5 protein-coding genes and 1 pseudogene are annotated in these 26,451 nt (G+C 66.2%); all 6 read right to left on the bottom strand.

Annotated features, from left to right (window positions below; translation table 11 throughout):
- Positions 1 to 2 precede the first annotated feature (2 nt).
- Positions 3 to 545, bottom strand: coding sequence for a PAS domain-containing protein (locus tag ACMVY4_RS06880; RefSeq protein WP_416899431.1), 543 nt, complete (start codon positions 543 to 545; stop codon positions 3 to 5).
- 128 nt (positions 546 to 673) lie between these two features.
- Positions 674 to 1,096, bottom strand: coding sequence for a hypothetical protein (locus tag ACMVY4_RS06875; RefSeq protein ID WP_416899430.1), 423 nt, complete (start codon positions 1,094 to 1,096; stop codon positions 674 to 676).
- Positions 1,084 to 4,644 (bottom strand): beta strand repeat-containing protein, encoded by a 3,561-nt coding sequence (locus tag ACMVY4_RS06870; protein WP_416899429.1) that lies wholly within the window; start codon positions 4,642 to 4,644, stop codon positions 1,084 to 1,086. The genes ACMVY4_RS06875 and ACMVY4_RS06870 overlap by 13 nt, the downstream gene beginning before the upstream one ends.
- A 730-nt stretch (positions 4,645 to 5,374) precedes the next feature.
- Positions 5,375 to 11,632: pseudogene (locus tag ACMVY4_RS06865) on the bottom strand (Ig-like domain-containing protein); the annotation flags it as partial.
- Complete coding sequence (locus ACMVY4_RS06860; RefSeq protein ID WP_416900272.1) at positions 11,520 to 19,181, bottom strand: tandem-95 repeat protein; 7,662 nt, start codon at positions 19,179 to 19,181, stop codon at positions 11,520 to 11,522. The gene ACMVY4_RS06860 and the pseudogene ACMVY4_RS06865, both read right to left, overlap by 113 nt.
- Entirely contained in the window at positions 19,063 to 26,418 is a 7,356-nt protein-coding gene (locus ACMVY4_RS06855) for a tandem-95 repeat protein (protein ID WP_416900271.1), read from the bottom strand. Before ACMVY4_RS06855 ends, ACMVY4_RS06860 begins: the two co-directional genes overlap by 119 nt.
- Positions 26,419 to 26,451: the final 33 nt, after the last annotated feature.

Below are 26,451 nucleotides of genomic sequence, written 5' to 3'. Positions count from 1 at the left end.
CTTCAGTCGTCCGGCAAAAGGTCGATGTGGTGAATATTGAGCGACAGTTGATGGCCGGCGGCCGGCGCCTGCCGGTCCTGAACGGAAATGCCGACCAGTCCCGACATGGTGCGATCAAGGCTCTCGGACAAGGGCAGCAGCAACCGCCCGCCGCTGCGGTAGTTGTTCGAGTTGCTGTAGATCGCGCCGTTCATGTAGACGCCCAGCCCGTCGGCCACCGGCGACCACCGTTGCGCCACCAGCGGCAGCGCCTCCGGGGAAATGATGTCCCTGAGGCTCAGCCCGCGGAAATTGCCGCGATGGAACGCCGCCTGGATTTCGCTGCCAGCGATCCTGTAGCGCCAGTGATGCGGCGGCTCGTCCCGGTCCAGAATGTAGATGTACGGTAACGCCCAGGGAAAGCCGGTCGGGTCCAGTTGACGCCGCGAGGGAAATCCGTCGGCCGGGCGGCAGGCTCTCCAGTGTTCGGCGAACCGCTTCAGCAACGGCTGTTCGATGACATCGAACCCCGCAGAGGTCGTGATGACGGATTCATGAAGCGACACGCCAAGGCGCTCACCGGCCCGGCTCAGAAGCATTGTGCGCCAACGCGGAAGGAGTTCATCCGCGCACCCTGAACCGACAGCGTTACCAGCCGGTTAACCGGCGGACGGACAAGCCGTCCGCCGGACCGTCAGAACTGGAAGTCGTCGCCATCCAGGTTGTTGAAGTCGACGCCCAGCAGGGTGATCGAGTCGCCGGCCCCGTATTCGATCAGCGCATTGCCAGACCCGTCGTCGCCGACGGTCAGGTCGCCGAGGCCGGTGATCGAGGCATCGTTGGAGAAGTCGAGCACGTCTCCGGCGCCGGCGCCGCCCTGGAAGCCGTTCACCTGGTCGTTGCCGTCTCCGGTCTCGAAGATGAAGCGGTCATTGGTACTGAACCCGCCCGCCATCGAGTCGTCGCCCGTGCCGCCGCTGATCGCCAAGGCCGGACCGAAGCCCAATCCGCCGAAGGGGAAGTTGATCTGGTCGTTGCCGCCACCGGCGAAGATCGTGGTGATATCGCCGCCGGTGTTGATCGTGTCATCGAACTCGGAACCGATCAGGACTTCCATTTCGGAAAGCGAGTCCCGGCCGCCGCCTGCATCGAACACGATACTGGATGACAAGTCGGCGGTGATGCCGCCTGTCTCCGACGAGTAGTCGCCGCGTCGATACCATTTCCGCCCGTCAGTGTGTCATCGCCGCCGTCGCCCGAGAGGGTGTCATCGCCTTCGCCGCCCACGATGAAGTCGTTGCCCAGACCGCCGCGCAGGTCGTTGGCGAAATCGCTGCCACTGATGCCGTCGGCGAACGCCGTCCCCACGACGCCCTCGATATCCAGAAGGACATCGACACCGGCCGCCCCGCTGCTCGCCACTTCCCCGACAAGGTCGACGACCACGCTCACCGTGCTCGCGCTGAAGTCGGCGAAATCGAAGTCGTCCCCGCCCTGCAGCGTGTCATCCCCGTCGCCGCCGATGAGCGTGTCGTCGCCATCCAGACCGATCAGGTTGTCGTTGCCGCCGCCGCCCGACAGGAAGTCCGCATTCGGACCCGCCTCGTCGCTGCCGAGAAGCGTGTCGTTGAACGCGGAACCGATGATTCCTTCCATCTGCTGGATATTGGCTGCCAGGGTTCCGCCGATGTTGATCGACCCGAAGCCGGTGTTGAATGCCACCCGACCCAGAACGCTGCCTATGGCGCCAGAAGCGTCCGCAATGTCGAAGCCGTCACCGCCGGTCATGAGATCGACACCGCCAAGCGCGATGAAGCTGCCGACGATGAAGGTGTCGTCGCCATCGCCGCCATCCAGCGAGTCAGCCAGTGCGCTGCCGTCCAGCGTGTCGTTGCCGGCCCCACCGAAGAGCGTGTCGTTCTCCCCGTCGCCCTGGAGGCTGTCATCGCCCTCGCCGCCGAACAGCGTGTCGTTGTCCTGACCGCCGAACAGCAGGTCGTTGCCGTCGTCTCCGTGAACCAGATCAAATCCGCCGCGGCCGCCGACCGTATCGTCGCCTTCGCCGCCGAAGAGCTGGTTGCCCGCGCCGTCCTGGCCGAAGATCGTATCTTCGAAATCCGAGCCGATGACGTTCTCGACATCCAGAACCGTATCGCTGCCCGTGGCGGCTCCGCTGGCGGTCTCCCCGCCAAGATCGACATCGACCGCAGCGCCGGCCGCGCTGAAGTCGACCGTATCGACATCCGCGCCGCCATTGATGAAGTCGTCGCCTGCGCCGCCGTCGAGAACATCCGCGCCGGAACCGCCCGAGAAGGTGTCGTTGCCGTCGCCGCCGATCAGCGTGTCGTTGCCGCCATTGCCACCGATGACATCGTTGCCGTCGCCGCCATCCAGGCTGTCGTCGCCGTCATTCTCGCCGCCGTTCAGCGTGTCGTTGCCGGCGCCGCCGAACAGGGTGTCCCCGTCGGTCGTGCCGTCCGGTATCGCCGAGTCGCCGAGCAGGCTGTCGTCGCCGTCGCCGCCGAAGATCACATCCAGCCCGAGACCGCCCTCGATGGTATCGGCGCCGTCGCCGCCCTCGATCACGTTGGCGTTGTCGTCGCCGGTCAGCGTGTCATCGAAATCCGAGCCGATCAGGTTCTCGATCGAGATCAGGAACTCGACATTGCCGGCGTCAACGGCAAATCCGTTGCCAGGTCCCGCGCCATCCAGGTCCGCGGAGATGCCCGCGCCGCGGTCCGAATAGTCGGCCGTGTCGATGCCGTCGCCGCCGTTCAGCGTATCCGACTGGTCGCCGCCCTGCAGCGTGTCGTCGCCGTCGCCGCCATTGAGGGCGTCGGTGCCGTCGCCGCCGAATAGCAGGTCGTCATTGTTGCCGCCGTCAAGGCTGTCATTGCCGGCATCGCCCAGCAGCGTGTCGTTGGAGCCGGCGCCGGTCAGCGTATCGTCGCCGTCGCCACCTTCCAGCAGGTCCGCCCCGAGTTCGCCGTTCAGCGAGTCGTTGCCGTCATTGCCGACCAGCCGGTCGTTGACGCTGGTGCCGCGGAGCGTGTCGTCCTGGGCGCTGCCCAGCACGGTCTCGATGTCGATCAGGACGTCGGTGCCGCCGAAGCCGTCGGTCGCCGTGCCCGCCGTCAGGTCGACATTGACGCCGCCCGGTGCATCGGCGGAGTAGTCCGCGGTGTCGAAATTGCCGCCGCCATCCAGCGTGTCGTTGCCCGACCCGCCGGCCAGATGATCGGCCTGCAGACCGCCGGAGAGCGAGTCGTCGCCCGCGCCGCCGATCAGCGTGTCCAGGCTGCCGCCGCCATCCAGCACGTCGTCGCCGTCGCCGCCGTCAATGGTGTCGGAGCCATCATTACCTTCCAGCGTGTCGTTGTCAGCGCCGCCAAAGATCTCTTCGGCGCTGGCGCTGCCGCGGATCAGGTCGTCGCCAGCATCGCCGCTCATGGTGTCGTTGCCACCGTCATTGTCGATGGTGTCGTTGCCGTCGCCGCCGAAGATGCTGTCGAAGCCGGTGCCGCCGTTCAGCAGATCGTCACCACCCAGTCCCTGGAAGATGTTCAGCGCCAGATCGCCCGACAGCGTGTCGTCGAAGGCCGAACCGACCAGGTGATTGACGTTGCTGAGGACTTCGGTCTCGCCGTTCTCGGAGCCGCCGCCGGCGTCGAGGTCGATGACGACCGAACCCAGCGCGCCCGAATAGTCGACCGTGCCGCCGCCCGCATCCAGCGTGTCGGAGCCTGCTCCGCCGATCAGCGTATCCGCGCCGCCGCCACCGAACAGCTCGTCGTTGCCTGCGCCGCCGTCCAGCGTGTCTTCGCCGGCAAGGCCCTGCAGGGTGTCGTCCTCATCGCCGCCGACGAGGCTGTCATTGCCGGTCGTGCCGACGATCAGTTCGCCCTGCGGGTTGACCGTGATCTGCTGCGTCGCCACGGTCGTCAGCGGGCCGCCAGCGCCCGTGTTGCCCAGATCATCGGCTTCGACGGTCAGCGTGTCCGTGCCGTTGAAGTCGGTGTCCGGCGTGTAGACCAGAGAACCGATGGCAGCGTTCACGTCGGCCAGCGCACCGGTCACGGTCACCGATCCGGTCTGGTCGCCGAGAATGGTGGCGCCCGTATCGGTCACGTCCAGCGTGCCGTTCAGCACCGTCAGCACGGCCTCGACATTGCCGGCGCCAACATCGACGTCGGAGATGGCAAGCCCGCCGATGGCCAGCGACGTATCCTCGTCGGTCTCGAAGGGGTCGCCCGGCACGGTCAGTTCCGAGACGATCACGTTGTCGCCGACCAGCCCGCGCGAGACGACCGCGATGTTGCCGTCCTCGGTCAGCGCCATGTCCGGATATTCGGAACTGGCGACGAAGACGGCGTCGCCGACCTCGTTTCCGTTCTCGTCAAACCGCTGGACATAGCTGCCGCGGTCGAAGGTGTCCCCGGTCACCGGATCGGTGCCGAAGTTCTGGTTGCTGAAGGCCACGGCGAAGCCGCCATCGGGCAGCGCCATGATCTCGGCGTCGAACTGGTTCGAGGTCCAGTTGACGATTTCCACATCGCCCGACAGCGCATTCCCGGCGGCGTCGAAGATTCGGAAGAAGCTGTCGCGGCCCGCCGCGTCGTTCTCGTCCCAGACCACGACCAGATTGCCATTGGCCAGTTCGGTCACGCCGGCGGTGAAGGCGGCCAGCGGCCAGGCCGTCGCTGTTGCGGTCGACGATGACGTCCTCGGCGACCACGGTGCCGGCCGCATCGACGATCGAGAGCCGCATGTTGGTGCCGGTGCCGTCGCCCGGGAAGGCGAGATAGCTGACCGCGTAGCCGCCGCCGGCAAGCCCCGTCACATCCAGTTCGCCCGGCAGGTTGGTGTCCGGACCGACGCGGATCGGACCCAGGATCTCGTTGCCGTCCTCGTCGTAGCGGCGGGTCATCAGGTCCAGGCCGTCGCGGTAGGCGATGACGAAGCCGCCATCCGCCATCTCGGCGATGGCCAGCTTGTCGTCCGTCGAATTCGTGCCGCCGGGCTTGACCTCCAGTTCGCCGGTCAGCGGATTGCCGGCGCTGTCGAAGACCCGGTAGAGCAGGTCGCCGCGGCCCTCGACCCAGAGCGCCACGATCTCGCCGCCGGTCAGCACCACGATATCCTGCGAGGGATCCTGGCTGCTGTCGAAGGTCGACGAGACCGGCTGCGTCCGCACCAGATCGCCGTTCTCGTCGAAGATCGCCATGCGGGAGCCCTGGCTCGACGGACCCTGGTCGATGGTGACGAAGCCGCCGCCCGGCAGGGCGCCGATCGACATGTCGTTGCCGAAGGTCTTGTCGTTGATCGGTCCGAGCACCGTCGAGACGCTGAAGCCCAGCGCAATCTGCGGATCGGCAGCCGGCAGAGTGATCTCGGGCGCGTCGTTCACCGCGTTGACGGTGATGTCGACCGAGAGGCTGTCGCCCAGCGGGCCACCCGAACCGGTATTGCCCAGATCGGAGACTGTGAGGTCCAGCGTCTCGATGCCGTTGAAGTCCGCATCCGGGGTGTAGACCAGCGAACCGATGGCCGCATTCACGTCCGCCAGCGCGCCGGTGACCGTCACGCTGCCGCTCAGGTCGCCGTCGATCGTCGCGCCCGTGTCGGTCACATCAATCGAGCCGCTCGCAACCGCCAGCACCACCTGGACATCGCCAGAGCCCGCATCGATGTCGGAAACCGCGATACCGTTCAACGCCAGAGGGGTGTCCTCGTCGGTCTCGATGCCCTGGCCAAACACAACATGCACCGAGGCCGGCGTGGGATTGCCAAAGCCGCCATTCGAGGAACCGGCGAGGAAGTCCGGCAGTCCGTCTCCATTGACGTCGAAGCCGCCATCGATGGAGACGATGGACCCGAAGTCAGTGACGCCGTCGATCGCGAAGCCGCCATTTCCGGTTGCCGCATCGTCGAGCGAGATCGTACCCGGCGCCGCCTGACCGAAGACCACGATCGCCCGGCCGTTGTTGTCGTCCGGCGAGCCGCTGTTGACGATGACATCGGCGAAGCCGTCCAGGTTGACGTCGCCGGCCGCCGAAACCTGGCCGGCGCCTTCATCACCGGTCAGGACGATGCCACCGCTTCCGGCGCGGAGATCGTCGACGCCGACGGCGGCGCCATCGGCCTTGCCGAATATGATGTAGGCCTCGCGCGGATCGGACGGATTGTCGGCCGTCGGTGCGCTGACGATGACGTCGGCCAGGCCGTCGCCATTGACGTCGCCGGCGATATCGACGAAGCGGCCGAAATTGTCGTCCAGATCGACGCCGTTGATGGCGAAGCCGCCTGTGCCTGTCTGCACGTCGCCCAGGTTCACGGCGCTGCCATCGGCCTTGCCGAAGACAACGAAGGCATCGCTGGTGGTGGTGTAGCCGATATCGTAGTTCGGCGCGCCGATCACCAGATCGTCGAGACCGTCGCCGTTGATGTCCGCTCCGCCGCTGACCGAGCGGCCTGCGAGATCGTTGTCGGTGACCCCGTTGATCACGAAGCCGCCGACACCGGCCCGGATGTCGTCCAGATCGACCGCGGTCGCACTGGCCTTGCCGAAGACCACATAGGCTGTGCCCGGATCGCGGATCGCATCGTCGTAGGCGTAGGGCGCTCCGATGATCAGATCGTCCAGACCGTCGCCGTTGATGTCGCCGACATTGCTGACCGCACGGCCGGCGAGGTCGCGGACATCCGCGCCCTCGATCACGAAGCCGCCGCCCAGACCGGCCTGGATTGCCGCCAGGTCGACTGCCGCTCCGTCGGCCTTGCCGAACACCGCATAGGCCTTGCCGGAGAGCTGTCCGTCATCGTCATTGCGCTGCGCACCGATGATCAGGTCGGCCAGGCCGTCGCCGTTGATGTCACCGCCGCCGGAAACCGAGCCGCCCGCATCGTCCTGTGCACTCGCACCAAAGATGCGGAAGCCGCCAATCCCGGCATCGATCTCGCTCAGATCGATCGACGCCGTGTCGGCCTTGCCGAAGACAACCGCCGCGCCACCGGAATAGTTCCCATTGACGGTGTTCAGATTGTCGTCGCCGACGATGAAGTCCGCCAGTCCGTCGCCGTTCACATCGCCGGCGAAGGAGATGACGCTGCCGAATCCGCGTTCGGCGGCATCCTGGAAGATGTTGACGGTATCGACGGTGGTGTCGTGGATGACAAAGCCGCCGATGCCCGCCTCGACATCGTCGAGCTCGACATTCCCCGGTGCGAGCACCGGACCGGACAGCACGGGCGCGTCGTTCACCGCGTCGACGGTGACGTTCACGGTGGCCGTGTCGGACGAGCCGTTACCGTCGGTGACGGTGTAGACAAAGCTGTCAGCGCCGTTGAAGTCGGCGTCCGGCGTGTAGCGGATCTGGTTGCCCTCGATCGTTACCGTACCGTTGGAGGCCGAGCCCACCGACTGGATGGAGAGCACGTCCAGCGCGTCCACATCCGTGTCGTTGGCCAGCACGTCGATCAGGACGGAGTTGTCCTCGTCGACGCTCGCCGTGTCGTCATTACCGGTGACCGGATCGTTGTTGCCGGTGATCCGGATGGTGATCGTGCTGGGGTCGGAGGCCGCGCCGTCCGGGTCGGTCGCCGTGTAGACCACCTCGACCTCGCGGACCTCGCCCAGGCTCACATCCTGGAAGCCGCCGTCGAGGCGGAAGTCCAGCTCGCCGAAGTTCAGCGACACACTGCCCTCCGACGGCGCCGAGACGACGTTCAGATCGAGCGAGAAGGCACTCTGATTGCGGTCCGGATCGTCGACATCAAGCGTCTCGAACAGGCCGAAGCTGTCCTCGGCCACGGTGAAGGTCTGGTCGGTGATCACCGGCGCATCGTTGACGCCGCTGATCTCGACCACCGCGAAGCCGTCGCCCTGGATCTCGTCGAAGGTCAGCGTGCGGAAGATGAAGCGGTCGCCCTCGCCCGTCATCTCCAGCCGCGAGACCGGCACGTTGCCGAAGGCGGCCGACAGGTTGGCCTCGAAGATGCCGCCCGAGACCGGAAGGCTGACCGTGCCCAGCGAGTTGCCATCGGCGTCGAAGCCTTCCAGCCCCACCTGCGCGCCGTCCACCGGCGTGGTGTTGCCCACCGTGCCGATGAAGAGCTGCACGTTCACCGCCAGATGGTCGAAGTCGAAGACCAGCTGCTCGCCGATGTCGAAGAAGCTGGACGAGGAGCCGCCGACCACGCCGATACCGTTGAAGTTCAGCACGTTGACATTGGCCGAACCGGTGACCGTCACGCCGTCGAGGTCCAGCGAGGGCGTGTTGAAGCTGCCCAGGCTGTCCAGCGCCAGGGTCTTGCGGGTGACCACCGCGTCGCCGGCCTGCTCGCCGTTCGCGTCCTCGACCACGAAGGTGATGACGTCGGCGATGACGTCGCCCGGCGCCAGATTGTCGTAGTCGAACTGACCGCTGAAGCCGCCGAAGTCGGCGATCAGACCGCCCGACGGATCCAGCGTGATGCCGTCGCCCACCGCGCCGGTGAAGCTCACATTCGCGCCCGACGACGCCTCGGCCGAGACAATCCGGAGACCGTCGCCCGCATCGTTCGCCAGCACATCCAGCAGAACCGGCACGTTCTCCGTGCCCGTCAGACCGATGTCGTTGGTCACCTGCGGGCCGACTTCGTTCACCGTGACGCTGACGTTGGCCGTGTCGGTCGAGCCGTTGCCGTCGGAGACGGTGTAGGTGATCGTGTCGGAACCGAAGAAGTCGGCGTCCGGCGTGTAGGTCAGCGTGCCGTCGGCCTCGATCACCACCGAGCCGTTGCTCGCCGAGGCGGCCGTGACAGACAGAATGTCTAGCGCATCGATGTCGGTATCGTTGGCCAGCACGTCGATGTTGATCGAGCTGTTCTCGTCGACGCTCGCCGTGTCGTCATTGCCGGTGACCGGATCGTTGTTGCCGGTGATCCGGATGGTGATCGTGCCGGGGTCGGAGACCGCGCCGTCCGGGTCAGTCGCCGTATAGACCACCTCGACCTCGCGGACCTCGCCCAGGCTCACATCCTGGAAGCCGCCGTCGAGGCGGAAGTCCAACTCGCCGAAGTTCAGCGACACACTGCCCTCCGACGGCGCCGAGACGACGTTCAGATCGAGCGAGAAGGCACTCTGATTGCGGTCCGGATCGTCGACATCAAGCGTCTCGAACAGGCCGAAGCTGTCCTCGGCCACGGTGAAGGTCTGGTCGGTGATCACCGGCGCATCGTTGACGCCGCTGATCTCGACCACCGCGAAGCCGTCGCCCTGGATCTCGTCGAAGGTCAGGGTGCGGAAGATGAAGCGGTCGCCCTCGCCCGTCATCTCCAGCCGCGAGACCGGCACGTTGCCATAGGCCGCAGACAGGTTGGCCTCGAAGATGCCGCCCGAGACCGGGAGGCTGACCGTGCCCAGCGAGTTGCCGTCGGCGTCGAAGCCCTCCAGCCCCACCTGCGCGCCGTCCACCGGCGTGGAGTTGCCCACCGTGCCGATGAAGAGCTGCACGTTCACCGCCAGATGGTCGAAGTCGAAGACCAGCTGCTCGCCGATGTCGAAGAAGCTCGACGAGGAGCCGCCGACCACGCCGATACCGTTGAAGTTCAGCACGTTGACATTGGCCGAACCGGTGATCGTCACGCCATCGAGATCCAGCGAGGGCGTGTTGAAGCTGCCCAGGCTGTCCAGCGCCAGGGTCTTGCGGGTAACCACCGCGTCGCCGGCCTGCTCGCCGTTCGCGTCCTCGACCACGAAGGTGACGACGTCGGCGATGACGTCGCCCGGCGCCAGATTGTCGTAGTCGAACTGACCGCTGAAGCCGCCGAAGTCGGCGATCAGACCGCCCGACGGATCCAGTGTGATGCCGTCGCCCACCGCGCCGGTGAAGCTCACATTCGCGCCAGACGACGCCTCGGCCGAGACGATCCTGAGACCGTCGCCCGTGTCGTTCGCCAGCACATCCAGCAGAACCGGCACGTTCTCCGTACCCGTCAGACCGATGTCGTTGGTCAGTTCGGGGGCCTGAACCGGATCGATCACCTCGATATTGAAGGTCAGGACCGTGGTCTGCGGGCCGCCGGCGCCCGTGTTGCCGAGGTCGGTCGCGGTCACCGTGATGGTGGCGGTCCCGGAGAAGCCGTCATTCGGCTTGAAGGTCGCGTTGTCCAGCGAATCGGCCAGCGTCACCGGATCGCCGATCAGGGTCACCTGAGCCGTCCGGTCGCCGATCTGGGTGAAGCCGGGGAAGGTCTGGGTGTCGATGGTGCCGTCCGAGGACTCCAGCACGACCTGGATCTGGTTCGTGCCCTCGGCGGCATCCACGTCAAGCACCGACATGTCGAAGAAGCGGACTTCCTGACCGACCTCGGTGACGATGGCGCTGTCGACCGGTGCGTCGCCGGCGACAAAGGGCAGCGACCCCACGATCTGGCCGTCACGATCGTTGCCCGACAGGTCCTGAACCAGATTGGCGCCCAGGACAGTGCCGGTGCCGAAGCCAGTGAACATCTGGCTGAAGACCATATAGAGCTCGAGGGCGTTCTCGGACGCCGGATCGAGCACCTGGTCGAACTCGGCAGCGATGTCGGCGGCCGAGCGCGCCTCGGACCAGACGCGGACCTCGGAGATGTCGCCGACAAAGCCCTGGCTGAAGCCGTCATTGGCGCGGCCGATATTCAGCTCTTCCGTGCCCTGCCTGGGGGTGAAGCCGACGGTGGACGTGCTGCCGGCGACCACGCCATCGACGTAGAGCGTCAGCGTGTCGGCAACGGAGTCATAGACGCCGGCGATATGGTGCGGCTCGCCGTCGGCGACGAAGCCGGCCTGAACGAATTTCTGGCCCAGGGTGAGGTCGTCGAAACGGACATGCGCCTCGCCGTCCCTGACCACCAGGCTGTAGGTCTGCTGGCCGCCGACCGGCTTGGTGACGACGCGGTTGAACTGGCCGTCGGCATCCGTGGTCGTGATCCAGGCCTCGACCGTCCAGCTGTCCGGGCTGAGCCCTGCGTCGTGCGCGACCTGAACGTGATTGGCCCCGTTGCCGTCGAAGCGCATCGCGCCCGCCACCGGCGGGGTCAGCACCGGCGCGTCATTGACCGCATTCACCGTCACCGCAACCTGTGCGGTGTCGGTCAGTTCGCCGTCGGAGACGACGTAGCTGATCGTGTCGGAACCGTTGAAGTCGGCGTCCGGCGTATAGGTCAGCGAGCCGTCGGCCTCGATGACGACCGTGCCGTTGTTCGCCACGGCCGAGGTGACAGTCAGCGTGTCGTTGAGGTCGACGTCGGTGTCGTTGGCCAGCACGTCGATGTTGACCGCCGTGTCCTCGTCCGTGGTGGCTGCCTCGTCCGCCGCGGCCGGGCCATCGTTCCGCCCATTGATCGTGATGGAGACGGATTCCGAGTCCGTGCCGCCATTGTTGTCGTCGATCTCGACGATGTAGGCGATCTCCAGCGATTCCCCGCCGCCCAGATACTCGAACAGCGCGTCGTCGGCCTCGAAGCTCCATGCGACCGAACCCGCCGACCCGAGCGCCGACGACGTCACCGCGCCGAGGCTAAGGAAGCTCAGCAGGGTCGAAGTACCGATTCCATTGGTGTCGCCCGTCGTCGCAACGCCGGTAACTGCAGCGGTGTGGGTGTCCGAAGCATCGACATCGGTGAAGGCGATGGCGCCGCTGTCGAGCAGTCCGTCGACCTCGGCCGAGTAGGCCAGGCTGACGATCTCGTAGAATTCGTGGAACTGGTCGGCGCCGATGAATACGGACACTGCGTCGTCCGCATCGATATAGGTGCCCGGGTCGCCGGTGACGTTGATGGCGGCACCATTGCCCTCGACAAGGGTGATGCGGTCGCTGTCGCCGTCGAGATCGATTTCGCAGGGTGAAGTCCTCGACCTGCGAGCCGCCCGGCAGCGTGCGGTCGGTCAGCGGCGGGTTCTCGGGCGAGGCGATGCCGGCGGGGCCAAGACCCACCATGCTGTCGGCCAGCAGGATGCCGGCGCCGCCATCGGACGAGAAGAAGGACAGGTGCTGGTCGGTGTCGCGGATGCCGAACAGGATGTCCTGATCGGAGCCGTTGCGCTGGATCAGACCGTCGATATCGATGGTGACGCGGGCGTCGGCATCCAGTTCGCCGGCCGTGAAGAGCGGGATCTCGACCAGCACCGTGCGGTCGAAGCCGCTGCCCGGACGCGGGCTGACATGCAACACGTCCAGCGCACCCTCGTCCACGACCACCGCCGAGCGGAACGGACTGACGTAGTTCGCCAGCAGATCGTTGGCGTCCAGACTCGCGGCGCGGGTGAAGCCGGCGGTCAGATCCGAGCTCAGATCCGAGGCGCCTGCGTCGATCACCGGTGCGTCGTTCACGGCGTTCACAGTCACCGCAACCTCGGCGGTGTCGGTGCCGCCGTTCCCGTCATCGACGGTGTAGCTGATCGTGTCCGCGCCGTTGAAGTCGGCGTCCGGCGTGTAGGTCAGCGTCCCGTCGGTCTCGATGACCACGGAACCGTTAGCCGCGGTGGCGGAGGTGACGCTCAGGTCGTCGCTGTCGAAGTCGGTGTCGTTCACCAGCACGTCGACGTTGACGGATGTGTCCTCGTCCGTGGATGCCGCATCGTCGGCCGCCTCGGGCGCATTGTTGGTGCCGTCCGCGAGGAAGTCGCCATCGGCGAAGCTCGCCACCTCGATCCCGTTGAGCACGTCCGTGCCGTCCCGGCCCAGGACCGTGTCCTCGACAGTCACCGTCCCGTCACCGTTGAAGGTGACGATGTATTCATCCGAGGCGCCGGTGAAGGTCGCGACGTCGTTGCCCGCGCCGCCTTCCAGCAGATCGTTGCCTGCGCCGCCAGAGAGGACGTCGCCGTCGTCGCCGCCATCCAGCAGGTCGTCACCGGTTCCACCGTCGAGCGTGTCCGCGCCCGCACCGCCCAGCAACGTGTCTTCGCCTCCGCGGCCGCTCAGCGTGTCGTCGCCATCATTGCCGGTGAGCACGTTGCCGCCGCCGTCGCCCGCCAGATCGTCGGCGAGGCCGCCGCCTGTCAGGTTCTCGATATTGGCAAGGGTAGTGACGCCCTGATCGCTGAACCCGAAATTGCCGATATGGGCGACTTCATCCGCGGACATCTCCTCGACGACCACGGGATCGAGATTATCGATGAGATCCACCAGACGCTGCGCGTCAGCGAGCGTATCGGTCTGTGCGCCGAAATGCAGGATCGACCGCGACTCGCCCGGCGCCAGATCGAAGGTGAAAACATACTCGATGTCGTCATTGACCGCGCTGGCCGACTGCACGGTGACACCACTTTCATTCAGGCCCTGGAAATGATGCAGGATCAGCGGGCGGCCGCTGGCCCCGCCAGAAGCATCGTCGGTGATGACATAGCGGTCATTGGCGTCGAACGACGTGTCGCCCGAGCTTGTCTCCAAGACCTGGATCACACCGTCGGAGCCCAGATCGGAGAAAATTCGCAGGGTGACCGTCTCGGTCGCGCCGGTGGTGTTGGTCAGGGTCTCCACGAAGCGCGCAAAGCCGTCGGATTCCGAAATGTAGAGGCGGCGGTCATAGTCGATCCCGCTGCGGTCCTGCACGTCGCCCTGAAAGGTATGGCCGTCGTCGCTGATGTTGTGCTGCGCCGTGGAATAGAGCTCCGTTACGCCCCCGACGGTCAGCTGCGCCCGCATGCCGCCATCATAGGCGTCGCGGGTGCCGTTGGAGAATTCCAGCCCGGCGCGGACGTCCCAGGTGAAGTTCAGACCGTCCTGAAGGTTGGTCGCGGGCGCTGAGGTGTTGGGCGTCGCGACGGGGGAGCCCAGCAGCACACCATTCAGATCGCTGGAGAAGGAAGCCGTGCCTGCCGCCAGGTCCGCGATTGCGGCGCCACTGTCGAGAACCGCGGTATCATTTCCGGCGCCGCCATCCAGCGTGTTGCTCCCGATGCCGCCGTTCAGCAGGTCGTCCCCGTCGCCGCTATCGATCACGTCGTCCAGGCCGCCGCCGAGAACGGTATCGTTGCCGTCACCGCCAAAGAAGGTGTCACCCAGCGTGAAGCCCGCCTCTGCGGCTTCGGACGCGTTGTCGGCCAGCGTGACGAAATCGTCGCCGTCCAGCGCATCCGTGACATTGCCGTCATCCTGGGCGTCCGCCGCCGTCACGGCATTCAGATCGACGACATCCGCGCCGTTCGTGAACAGGATTTCATCGTTGTCATTGTTGACAGTAACCACGACCTCGCCCGTGTCGCTGCCGCCGCGGCCATCCTCGACCGTGTAGGTGATCGTGTCGGCGCCGTTGAAATCCGGATCGGGGGTGTAGGTGATGGTCCCGTCGGTTTCGATCACCACCGAACCGTTGAGGGCGCTTGCCGCCGTGACGGTCAACTCATTGCCGTCGGCGTCGATGTCGTTGGCCAGAACGTCGATACTGACCGAGCCATCCTCGTTGACGGTCGCCGTGTCGTCCACGGCCACCGGAGCGTCGTTGACCTCGTTGACAATGATCCGGACGGATTCCGAGTCAGTCAGCGGCCCACCGGCGCCTGTATTGCCGAGATCCGACACGTCGATCTGCAGGCTGTCGGTGCCGAAGAAGTGGCTGCCCGGTGTGTAGGTCAGCGCAGCGATGGCCACATTCACGTCAGCCAACGCGCCGGTAACGGTGACCGATCCCGTGCCGTCGCCGCCGACCGTCGCGCCGGTCACGCCGACGTTGAGCACACCTTCGGAAACCGAAAGTACGGCCTCGACCTCACCGGCGCCCTCGCCAGCGTCCACATCGGAAATCACCAGCCCCTCAAAGGTCGCGGAACTGTTCTCATCCGCCTCGAAAACCGGGGCACGGCTGAAGTCGGTGACCGTACGGTCGCCCCCCTTGCCGAAGACGACGAATGCAGAACCGGATTGATTGCCGTTGGGGTCGGAAGAGGCTGCGCCGAGGATGACATCGTTGACGCCGTCACCGTTGACATCGCCTGCGCCGCTGACAACGCCGCCGATCCGGTCGCCGTCCAGTGCGCCGTTGATCACAAAGCCGCCGATACCCGCCTCGACATCCGCCAGTTCGATGGCTGTGCCGTCGGCCTTGCCGAACACGACAAAGCTGGCCCCGGATTGATTGCCATTCGGATCCGCACCCGATGCGCCGATGATCAGGTCGGTCAGACCGTCGCCGTTCAGATCGCCGATTTCGCTGACGGAAGTGCCGGCGAGATCGCCCGCCGCGAGGCCGTTGATGACAAAACCGCCTATACCCGCTTCGACATCCGAAAGCTCTACAGTCGCGCCATCGGCCTTTCCGAACACGACGAATCCCGCGCCGGAATCCAGACCGTTGGGATCATCTGCTCTTGCACCGACAAACAGGTCCGTCAGACCGTCGCCGTTGAGATCTCCGACGCTGCTGACAGAAGAGCCCGCCCGATCCCCGGCAGAAGCACCATTGATGACGAAACCGCCAACCCCCAGCTCGACCTGGGATAGTTCGATGGCTACGCCGTCCGCCTTGCCGAAGACAACGAAAGCCGAACCGGATTCCGCGCCGTTCGGATCATCGAATTGAGCGGCAACGATGACATCGGCGAGGCCGTCGCCGTTGACGTCGCCAGCATCGCTCACCGCCAGGCCGACGCGGTCGCCGGCGGAGACGCCATTGATCGCAAAGCCGCCCGTACCGGATTCCACATTCGACAGCTCAACCGTCGTTCCGTCCGCCTTGCCAAAGACGACATAGGCCCCGCCGGACCGAACACCCCCAGGACTGGCCTCATAGGCGCCGACAAGCAGATCATCCAGACCGTCGCCGTTCACATCGCCTGCACCGCTTACAGCGCGCCCGGAATAATCGTACTCGTTGCTGCCATTGATCAGGAAACCGCCGATGCCGGCCTCCACATCGGCGAGGTCGACGGCGCCAGCATCGGCCTTGCCGAAGACGACGAAGCTCTTACCCGCCGCGTAATTGCTTTCGTAGGTGTAGCCGGTGCCGACGATCAGATCGGCCAGGCCGTCGCCGTTGACGTCGCCCGCGTCGCTGACCGAAATACCGGTACGGTCGCCCGCATCGACGCCGTTGATGACGAAGCCGCCTGCGCCCGCCGCCACGTCGGTGAGTTCGACCGCTGTCCCGTCCGCCTTGCCGAATACGACATAACCCTTGCCGGCGCTGCCCGCGTTTCGCGCACCGACGATCACGTCCGCCACGCCGTCGCCGTTCACGTCGCCTGCGCCGCTCACCGAATAGCCGGCCAGATCGCCTGCGGATTCTCCGTTGATGACGAACCCGCCATCGCCGTTTCTCACCGCCGCAAGTTCGACCGGCAACGTGTCCGCGGGCACACGCAGGGTGACCACCGGCGCGTCGTTCACCGCATTCACCGTCACCGCGACCTGGGCGGTATCGGTCAGTTCACCGTCGGAGACGACATAGCTGATCGTGTCGGAACCGTTGAAGTCGGCGTCCGGCGTGTAGGTGAGCGAGCCGTCGGCCTCGATCGCGACCGTGCCGTTGTTCGCCACCGCCGAGGTCACCGTCAGGCTGTCCCCGTCGACATCGCTGTCATTGGCCAGCACGTCGATGCTGACGGCGGTGTCCTCGTCGGTCGTGACCGCCTCGCCCGCCGCCACCGGGCCGTCGTTCAGGCCGTTGATGGTGACCGTGACGGTCTCCGAGTCGGCGCCGCCATTATTGTCGTCGATCTCGACCGTGTAGGCGATTTCCAGCGTCTCGCCGCCGCCCAGATAGTCGAACAGGGCGTCGTCGGCCTCGAAGCTCCACGCGACCGAGCCGGCCGAACCCAGCGCCGAGGATGTCACCGCGCCGAGACTCAGGAAACCTTGCAGCGTCGCGTTGTCGATGCCGTTCGTGTCGCCAGTGGTCGCCACGCCGGTGACGGAGGCGGTGTGCGTGTCGCTCGCGTCGATATCGGTGAAGACGATGCTGCCGCCGTCGACCAGGCCGTTGACTTCAGCGGTGTAGGCCAGGCTGACGAACTCATAACTCTCGTTATTGCCGTCGCCGCCGACGAAGATGGAAAACCCGTCTTCGGTATCGATGAAGGCGCCCTGACCGGTGGCGGCATTGAAGGCGCCCCCCCCACCCTCGACGAGGGTGAGCTGGTCGCTGGCGCCCGCCAGATCGGCACGGAGGATGAAATCCTGGATCTGCGGGCCGCTGAGCGGGGTGCGGTCGACGCTCGGTGGCAGGTTGGTCAGGCCGACGCCGAAGGGCCCGGCGCCAATCATCTCGTCCGCGAAGAGCAGTCCGGTCGAGCCGTCGGCGGTGAAAAATGCCAGTGCCTGATCAGGATCCCTCAGGCCGAAAGCGATGTCCTGATCGCCAGAGGTCCGCTGGACGACGCCTTCGATGGTGATGGTCAGGTTTGCGTCCGCTGCCAGTTCACCGGCCAGGAACAGCGGAATCTCGACCAGCGACGTGCGGGAAATGCCGCCGGTGCCGACATGCAGCACGTCCAGCGCGCCCTCGTCGATCACCACCGCCGAGCGTGACGGATTGACGAAGTTCGCCAGAAGGTCATTGGCATCAAGGCTCTGCGCCCGGGTGAAGCCCACGATCAGGTCGGCGGACAGGACCGATGCGCCCGCATCGATTTCCGGCGCGTCGTTCACCGCGTTGACGGTGACCGTGACCTGAGCCGTGTCGGTCAGGTCGCTATCGGAGACGGTGTAGGTGATCGTGTCCACACCGTTGAAATCCTGGTTGCCGGTATAGGTCAGCGAGCCATCGGCCTCGATGACGACCGTGCCGTTGGCGGCGGATGCCGACGTGACCGTCAGGCCGTCATTCTCCGCGTCGGTGTCGTTCGACAGGACGTCGATGTTGACGGAAACGTCCTCATCGGTCGTCGCCGTGTCGTCCACGGCAACCGGCGCGTCGTTCACGGCATTGACCGTGATCTCGACGGAGCCCGTATCGGCGCCGCCGTTCCCGTCATCGACGGTGTAGGTGATCGTGTCGGTGCCGTTGAAGTCCTGGTTGCCGGTATAGGTCAGCGAGCCGTCGGCTTCGATCACGACCGTGCCGTTGGCGGCGGATGCCGATGTGACCGTCAGGCCATCGCTTTCGGTGTCGGTGTCATTGGCAAGGACGTCGATGTTGACGGCAACGTCCTCGTCGGTCGTGGCTGCATCGTCGACGGCCACCGGCGCGTCGTTCACGGCGTTCACCGTGACCGCAACTTCCGCCGTATCGGTGCTGCCATTGCCGTCGTCGATGGTGTAGCTGATCGTGTCCGCGCCGTTGAAGTCGGCGTCCGGCGTATAGGTCAGCGTGCCGTCGGCCTCGATCACCACCGTGCCGTTGGCCGCCGACGCCGCCGTGACCGTCAGATCGTCGGAAGCGTCCGGATCGGTGTCGTTGGCCAGCACGGCGATATTGACCGCAGTGTCCTCGTCGGTCGTGACCGCATCGTCCACCGCATCGGGCGCATCGTTCAAACCGGTGATGGTGATGGTGGCTTCCGTGGCCACATCGGCGGTGACGTCGAAATTCGCCGAACCGACATTGATCCCGTCGGTGCGGAAATGGGTGACGTTGTCGAGACGGATGGAGACGCAGCGCTCCCCGTCGGCGGTCGCAATGTCGTGGGCAGTCCAGGTCAGCGTGTCGCCGGAGAACGCGCCGACGAAGCTGGCGCCGCTGACCGAGCCGGCATAGTCGCCGAAATCGAACTCCGAGGCATCCCGGACGGTCTCGACGCCATCCCTGTAGGTCGCCGCCGCCAGCACGCCGCTGAAGCCATTGTTCGGGTTCAGATGCAGGTAGGCGCCATTTTCGGGCTGCAGGCTTGCCGGCAGGAACGGGCCGCTCGAGCGGACGAAGGTGAATATGTTGCCGGTGTCGAAATCAACGACATAGGTGACGCCGCCGTTCGGCACGCCGGGCGAGCCGATGGCGCCGGAGAAGTCCGCCGTGGTGTCGGAGACGTTGTAGCTGACCGTGACCGTCTCGCTCTCGCCCGCGGCCAGATCGTTGAACTGGGCCGGGTCGATGACAAGTTCGCCGCTCTCCTCGTCCACGGTGACGGCGACGTTGCGCGCGGCATTGGTGGAGCTGACGGCGACGTCCTCGACATCCAGATCGTCATTGTCCGGGTCGGAACTGTTCGCCAGCAGATCGATCGTGACCGGCGCGTCGTCCTCGGTGACGCTGCCCGCGTCGACCGGGCCGGTGACCACGGGGCGGTCGTTGATGCCCTCGATCACAAGGGTCGCGGTTGCCGGCGTCGCCGGCGGAACAGCGGCCTGCCGAGGCGTTTCCGATCGACAGGATCCCGCCGGCATTGTCGGTGTAATTCAGGCCCGACAGGACCACCTCGACTTCGCGCGGACCACAGCCGTCGTCCAGCGTCCCCGACCAGGTGATCGCGCTGTTGACCATGGAATCGTTGTAGACGACGCCCGGCCCGAAGAAATTGGGACCGCTGTCGCCCAGCGGACCGGTCGAACCCGAATAGCCGTCGATGGACTGCTCGGATGCGTCCCGGCGGGTCTCGACGCCGTCTTCGTAGGTCCGCACGCCGACATGAACATTCGCATTGTTCGGGTTCAGCGTGATGATGACGCCGTTCTGCGGAATGCTCGACGGGCCGGGGAAGGACAGGCCGCCGCCCGGGACGTTCAATTCGAAGGTCAGAGCGCCGGTATCGAAGTCGAAGACATAGTAGGCGCCATTGTTCGGCGACACCTGTGTCCCGATGCTGTCGGCCGCAAGGCGGTCCTGCTCGATCACGCCGTAGTCGATGGTGATCGTCTCGGTTGCGCCGGACGGCAGATCGTTGAACTGCGCCGGATCGATGATCAGCTCGCCGGTCGCGTCATCGACCGAGAAGGCGACGGTGCGCGCCGCATTCGACGAGGTGACCGAAACCCCGGTCGTCGCCAGGTCGTCGCCCTCGGCGTCCGAGGCATTCGCCAGCAGATCGATGCTGACAGGCGCGGAATCCTCGTCGGTCGCGCCGCCATCGACCGGCCCCGCGACGCGCGGCAGGTCGTTGGTGCCTTCGACGGTGACGTTGACGAACTCGGTCGCCGTACCCCCGGCGCCGTCATTAATGACCAACTGATAGGTGAAGGTCAGGGTCTCGTCACACGCGAGATGATCGAACAGCGCGTTGTCGGCGGAGAAACTCCAGTCGGCGGCGGACCCGTTGATCGCCGCGCTGAAGAAGGCCTCGGCCTGGGCCGGCGTGATGCCGCCGGGATCGCCGGCGGAACCGGTGAAGGTCGCTGCGACGGTGTGGCTGTCGCCCAGATCGACGTCGATGAAGGCGATCGAGCCGCTGTCGGTCAGCGGGTCGGCCGAATCCTCGACCACATTGCCCTCGACATCCGAGCCGAGCGCGAAGATCACCGGCGCGTCGTTGACGGCGTTCACGGTGACCGTGACCTCGGCTGTCGCGAACTCGCCGTTTCCGTCGGTGATCGTGTAGCTGATCGTGTCCGTGCCGTTGAAGTCGGCGTCCGGCGTGTAGGTCAGCGTGTTGTCGGCCTCGATGACCACCGCGCCGTTCGCGGCTGTCGCTTCGGTGACCGTCAGATCGTCGCCATTGTCGTCGACATCATTTGCCAGCACGTCGATGTTGACGGACGTATCCTCGTCGGTCGTCGCCGCGTCATCGACAGCTTCCGGCGCGACGTTGGGCTCGACCACCAGGATGGTGAAGGTCTGCACATCGGTCAGCGCGCCGCCGGCGCCGGCATTGCCCAGATCGTCGGCGGTGATGGTGACGGTCTCTTCGCCGATGAAGCCGGCATCCGGCGTGAAGGTCATGTTCGACAGCGACGCCGAGATCTGGGCCAGCGTGCCGGTCAGCGTCACAAGCTTCGACTGGTCGCCGGCGATTGTTGCGCCCGTGCCCGAAGAGACATCGATCGTCCCGTTGACGGCCTCGATTGTGACCTGAATGACGCCGGTGCCTTCGCCCGCATCCACATCCGCGACCGCGCCGCCGAAGAAGCGGACTTCCTGGCCGACCTCGGTCTGAATGGCCTGATCGACCGGCGCGCCGCCCGCCACGAATTGCGGGCTGCCGAAGATCTGGCCGTCATAATCGTGACCTGACAGGTCCTGGACCTTGCCGGGCTCGGCAAAACTCGGATCGAAGGTCATGTAGAGCTCGAGATCCGGCTCGTTCGATGAATCCATGACCTGGTCGAAATTGTCGGCGATCTCGGCGGTCGAGCGCGCGACCGACCAGACGCGGACTTCGGAGACATCGCCCGTGAAGCCCTGACCGAAGCCGTCGTTGAAGCGGCCAATGTTCAGCTCTTCGGTGCCCTGCACCGGGGTCCTGCCGACTGTCGAGATACTACCCGTCAGGACGCCGTCCACATAGAGGCTGAGCGTGTTCGCGGCATCGTCATAGACGCCGGCGATGTGGTGCGGTTCGCCATCGGCGACGAAGCCGGCCTGCACGAACTGCTGGCCCAGCGTGGCGTCGTCGAAACGGATATGCGCCTCGCCCCCGCGGACCACCAGGCTGTAGGTCTGCCCGCCACCCACCGGCTTGGTGACGACGCGGTTGAACTGGCCGTCCGCATCGGAGGTCGTGACCCAGGCCTCGACCGTCCAGCTGTCCGGGCTCAGATCCGGGTCGTGCGCGACCTGGACATGGTTCGCCGCGTTGCCGTCGAAGCGCATGGCGCCGCCCGTGGGGGCGGTGATCACCGGCGCATCGTTCACCGCGTTCACGGTGACCGTCACCTCGGCCGTGTCCTGGCCGCCGCGGCCGTCGTCGACGGTATAGGTGATCGTGTCGGCGCCGTTGAAATCCTGGTTGCCGGTATAGGTGATGGTGCCGTCGGCCTCGATCGTGACCGAGCCGTTGTCCGCGGTCGCGGAGACGACATCCAGATCGTCACTGTCGAAGTCGAAGTCGTTGGCCAGAACGTCGATGTTGACCGCAGTGTCCTCGTCGGTCGCCGCCGCATCGTCGAAGGCCTCGGGGCCGTTGTTCGTGCCGTCGGCGTTGTAGTCGGCATCCGCGAAGGATGCGGTCTCGACATTGGTCAGGGTCGTCGTGCCGTCGCGGCCGGGCACGGTGTCCGTGATGGTGACCGAGCCGTCCGGGTTGAAGGTGACGTCGTATTCGTCGTGATTGCCGGTGAAGAAGACGGTGTCGTCGCCGTCACCGCCGTCGATGCTGTCGTCCCCGGCGCCGCCCGTGATCTCATCGTCGCCGTCGCCGCCGAAGACGGTGTCGTTACCTGCGCCGGCAATCATCGTGTCGCTGCCACCCCCGCCGGCAATCGCGTCATCGCCGTCGCCGCCATCGACCAGATCGTCGTCTGCGCCGGCATCTATGATGTCGTTGCCCGCACCGCCGCTGATCGTGTCGGCGCCGTCGCCGCCGTCGATGACGTCATTGCCCTCACCACCATCGATGGCGTCTTCACCCGCGCCGCCGTCGACAATGTCGTCTCCGTCGCCGCCGCCGATCGTGTCGGCGCCGATGCCACCATCGATGGTGTCATTGCCCAGACCGCCGATGACGCTGTCGTCACCCGCGCCGCCGGCGATGAAATCGTCATCCTCGCCGCCATCGACGGTGTCATTGCCGTCACCGGCCAGCACGGTGTCATTGCCCGAACCGCCGGAGACGGAATCGTCGCCCTCGCCGGCCGTGACGGAGTCGTCGCCTTCGCCGCCGATGAGCGTGTCGTTGCCGGTATCGCCGAGGATCGTGTCGTTGCCGAGACCGCCATCAAGGACATCGTCACCGGGCCCGCCCTGCAGCAGGTCATCGCCGTCTCCACCAAGAACGGTGTCGTTGCCCGAACCGCCCAGGATCGTGTCGTTGCCTTCACCACCATCCAGGCTGTCGTCGTCGGCCCCGCCGTCCAGGACGTCATCGCCGAGTCCGCCGGTCAGCGTGTCCGCACCCGCATCGCCCGACAGGCTGTCGTCGCCCTCGCCGCCGTCGATGGCGTCAATTCCGTCACCGCCGGAGACCGTGTCGTTGCCGAAGCCGCCGGAGACGGAATCGTCGCCCGCGCCCGCCTCGACAGAGTCGTTTCCATCGCCCGCATCAATGGTGTCGTTGCCGTCGCCACCCAGCACGGTGTCGTCACCGGCACCGGCGGAGACAGAATCGTCGCCTTCACCGCCATCGACAGAGTCATTCCCGTCGCCTGCATCGACAGTGTCGTTGCCCGCACCGCCGAGGATGGTGTCATTGCCCTCGCCACCATCCAGGCTGTCGTTGTCAGCCCCGCCGTCGAGAACATCATCGCCCAGGCCGCCGGTCAGCGTGTCCGCGCCCGCGTCGCCCGACAGGCTGTCGTCGCCCTCGCCCCCATCGATGGCGTCATTGCCGTCGCCGCCGGAGACCGTGTCATTACCGAGGCCGCCATCGACGACATCATCGCCTGCACCACCTTCAGCAGAATCATTACCCTCGCCGCCCAGCAGCGTATCGTTGCCGGCATCCCCGAGGATTGTGTCGTTGCCGACACCGCCGTCGAGGACATCGTCGCCGGGTCCACCCTGCAGCAGGTCGTCACCGTCGCCGCCCAGCACGGTGTCGTTGCCGGCGCCGCCCAGCACGGTGTCGTCGCCGGCTCCGGCCGAGATGCTGTCGTCACCCTCGCCGCCGTCGACAGAGTCGTTCCCGTCACCTGCATCGACAGTGTCGTTGCCAGAACCGCCCAGGACCGTGTCGTTGCCTTCGCCACCATCCAGGCTGTCGTCGTCAGCCCCGCCGTCGAGAACGTCATCGCCGAGACCGCCGGTCAGCGTGTCCGCACCCGCGTCGCCCGACAGGCTGTCGTCGCCCGCGCCGCCATCGATGGCGTCATTGCCGTCGCCGCCGGAGACCGTGTCATCGCCCGCACCGCCGGAGACGGAATCGTCGCCCGCACCCGCCTCGACAGAGTCGTTTCCATCGCCCGCATCAATGGTGTCGTTGCCGTCGCCTGAATCGACAGTGTCGTTGCCCGCACCGCCGAGGATCGTGTCGTTGCCTTCGCCGCCGTCGAGGCTGTCGTCGTCGGCCCCGCCGTCTAGGACATCATCGCCCAGGCCGCCGGTCAGCGTGTCCGCGCCCGCGTCGCCCGACAGGCTGTCGTCGCCCTCGCCGCCGTCGATGGCGTCGTTGCCGTCGCCGCCGGAGACCGTGTCATTGCCGAGGCCGCCGTCGAGGACATCGTCGCCGGGTCCACCCTGCAGCAGGTCGTCGCCAGCGCCAGCAGAGATGCTGTCGTCGCCTTCACCGCCGTCGACAGAGTCGTTTCCGTCGCCTGCATCGACCGTGTCGTTGCCTGCACCGCCCAGGATGGTGTCATTGCCTTCGCCGCCGTCGAGGCTGTCGTCGTCGGCCCCGCCATCGAGAATGTCGTCACCCAGGCCGCCGGTCAGCGTGTCCGCACCCGCGTCGCCCGACAGGCTGTCATCCCCATCGCCGCCATCGATCCCGTCATTGCCGTCGCCACCGGAGACCGTGTCGTTGCCAAGGCCGCCGGAGACGGAATCGTCACCCGCGCCGGCTTCGACCAAGTCGTTGCCGTCACCACCAACGATCGTGTCGTTGCCGCCGCCGCCGAACACCGTGTCGTTGCCGGCGCCGGCGTCGATCAGGTCATCGCCGTCGCCGCCGAAGATCACATCGTCGCCGTCTCCACCAAGAATGGTGTCGTTGCCGTCGCCGCCCTGCACGGTGTCATCGCCAGCGCCAGCAGAGATGCTGTCGTCGCCTTCACCGCCATCGACAGAGTCGTTTCCGGCGCCAGCATCGACGGTATCGTTGCCCGCACCGCCCAGGATCGTGTCGTTGCCTTCGCCGCCGTCGAGGCTGTCGTCGTCGGCCCCGCCGTCGAGAACATCATCGCCGAGACCGCCGTTCAGCGTGTCCGCACCCGCATCGCCCGACAGGCTGTCGTCGCCCTCGCCGCCGTCGATGGCGTCAATTCCGTCACCGCCGGAGACCGTGTCGTTGCCGAAGCCGCCGGAGACGGAATCGTCGCCCGCGCCCGCCTCGACAGAGTTGTTTCCATCGCCCGCATCAATGGTGTCGTTGCCGTCGCCACCCAGCACGGTGTCGTCACCGGCACCGGCGGAGACAGAATCGTCGCCTTCACCGCCATCGACAGAGTCATTCCCGTCGCCTGCATCGACAGTGTCGTTGCCCGCACCGCCGAGGATGGTGTCATTGCCCTCGCCACCATCCAGGCTGTCGTTGTCAGCCCCGCCGTCGAGAACATCGTCGCCGAGACCGCCGGTCAGCGTGTCCGCACCCGCGTCGCCCGACAGGCTGTCGTCGCCCGCGCCGCCATCGATGGCGTCATTGCCGTCGCCGCCGGAGACCGTGTCATCGCCCGCGCCGCCGGAAACGGAGTTGTCGCCCGCGCCCGACTCGACAGAGTTGTTTCCATCGCCCCCATCAACGGTGTCGTTGCCGTCGCCACCCAGCACCGTGTCGTCGCCTGCTCCGGCGGAGATGCTGTCGTCACCCTCGCCGCCGTCGACAGAGTCGTTCCCGTCGCCTGCATCGACCGTGTCGTTGCCTGCACCGCCCAGGATGGTGTCATTGCCCTCGCCACCATCCAGGCTGTCGTCGTCAGCCCCGCCGTCGAGAACGTCATCGCCGAGACCGCCGGTCAGCGTGTCCGCACCCGCGTCGCCCGACAGGCTGTCGTCGCCATCGCCCCCATCGATTGCGTCGTTGCCGTCACCGCCCGAGACCGTGTCGTTGCCCGCACCGCCGGAGACGGAATCGTCGCCCGCGCCAGCCTCGACGGAATCATCGCCTTCACCGCCGACGATCGTGTCGTTGCCGCCGCCGCCGAACACCGTGTCGTTGCCGGCGCCGGCGTCGATCAGGTCATCGCCTTCGCCGCCGAAGATCACATCGTCGCCATCTCCACCAAGAATGGTGTCGTTGCCGTCGCCGCCCAGCACGGTGTCATCACCGGAACCCGCGTCGATACTGTCGTCGCCGGTGCCGCCGTCGATGACGTCGTCGCCCGCACCGCCATCGATGGAATCGTTGCCGTCGCCCCCCGAAAGCAGATCGTCGCCGCCCTCGCCGGACAGGGTGTCGTCGCCGCCACCGCCGGCCAGGACGTCATCCTCGTCGCCGCCCGAAAGATTGTCGTCGCCCGCGCCGCCGGTCTGGATCTCGGTATCCCGGTCGATATCGAGCACGAAGTCGTCGAACACGAGGCGTTCGACCCGGCGCAGTTCGTCGGTGCCGTCGGGACCGTCCACGATGATCCGGTCGCCGCGTCCCTTGGTGATCGAGTGGTCCAGCACCGAGCCCGAGAAGATGGCGGTATCGAAGCCGGAGCCGCCGTCGATGGTGTCGTCGCCAGACCCGCCGGTGATGGTGTCGTCGCCCTGATCCGCCTCGATGTCGTCATTGCCGCGGTCGCCGTCGATCAGGTCGTCGCCCTTGCCGGCCCAGATGCGGTCGTCGAACTCAGGCTGCGGCCCGTCGAACACGTCGATCTGGAAGACGGCATCGTCGAAATCGTT

Source organism: Minwuia sp. (genome assembly GCF_048007105.1).
In the GTDB taxonomy this organism is placed as follows: domain Bacteria; phylum Pseudomonadota; class Alphaproteobacteria; order Minwuiales; family Minwuiaceae; genus Minwuia.
This window is presented reverse-complemented; position numbering and strand designations above follow the sequence as displayed.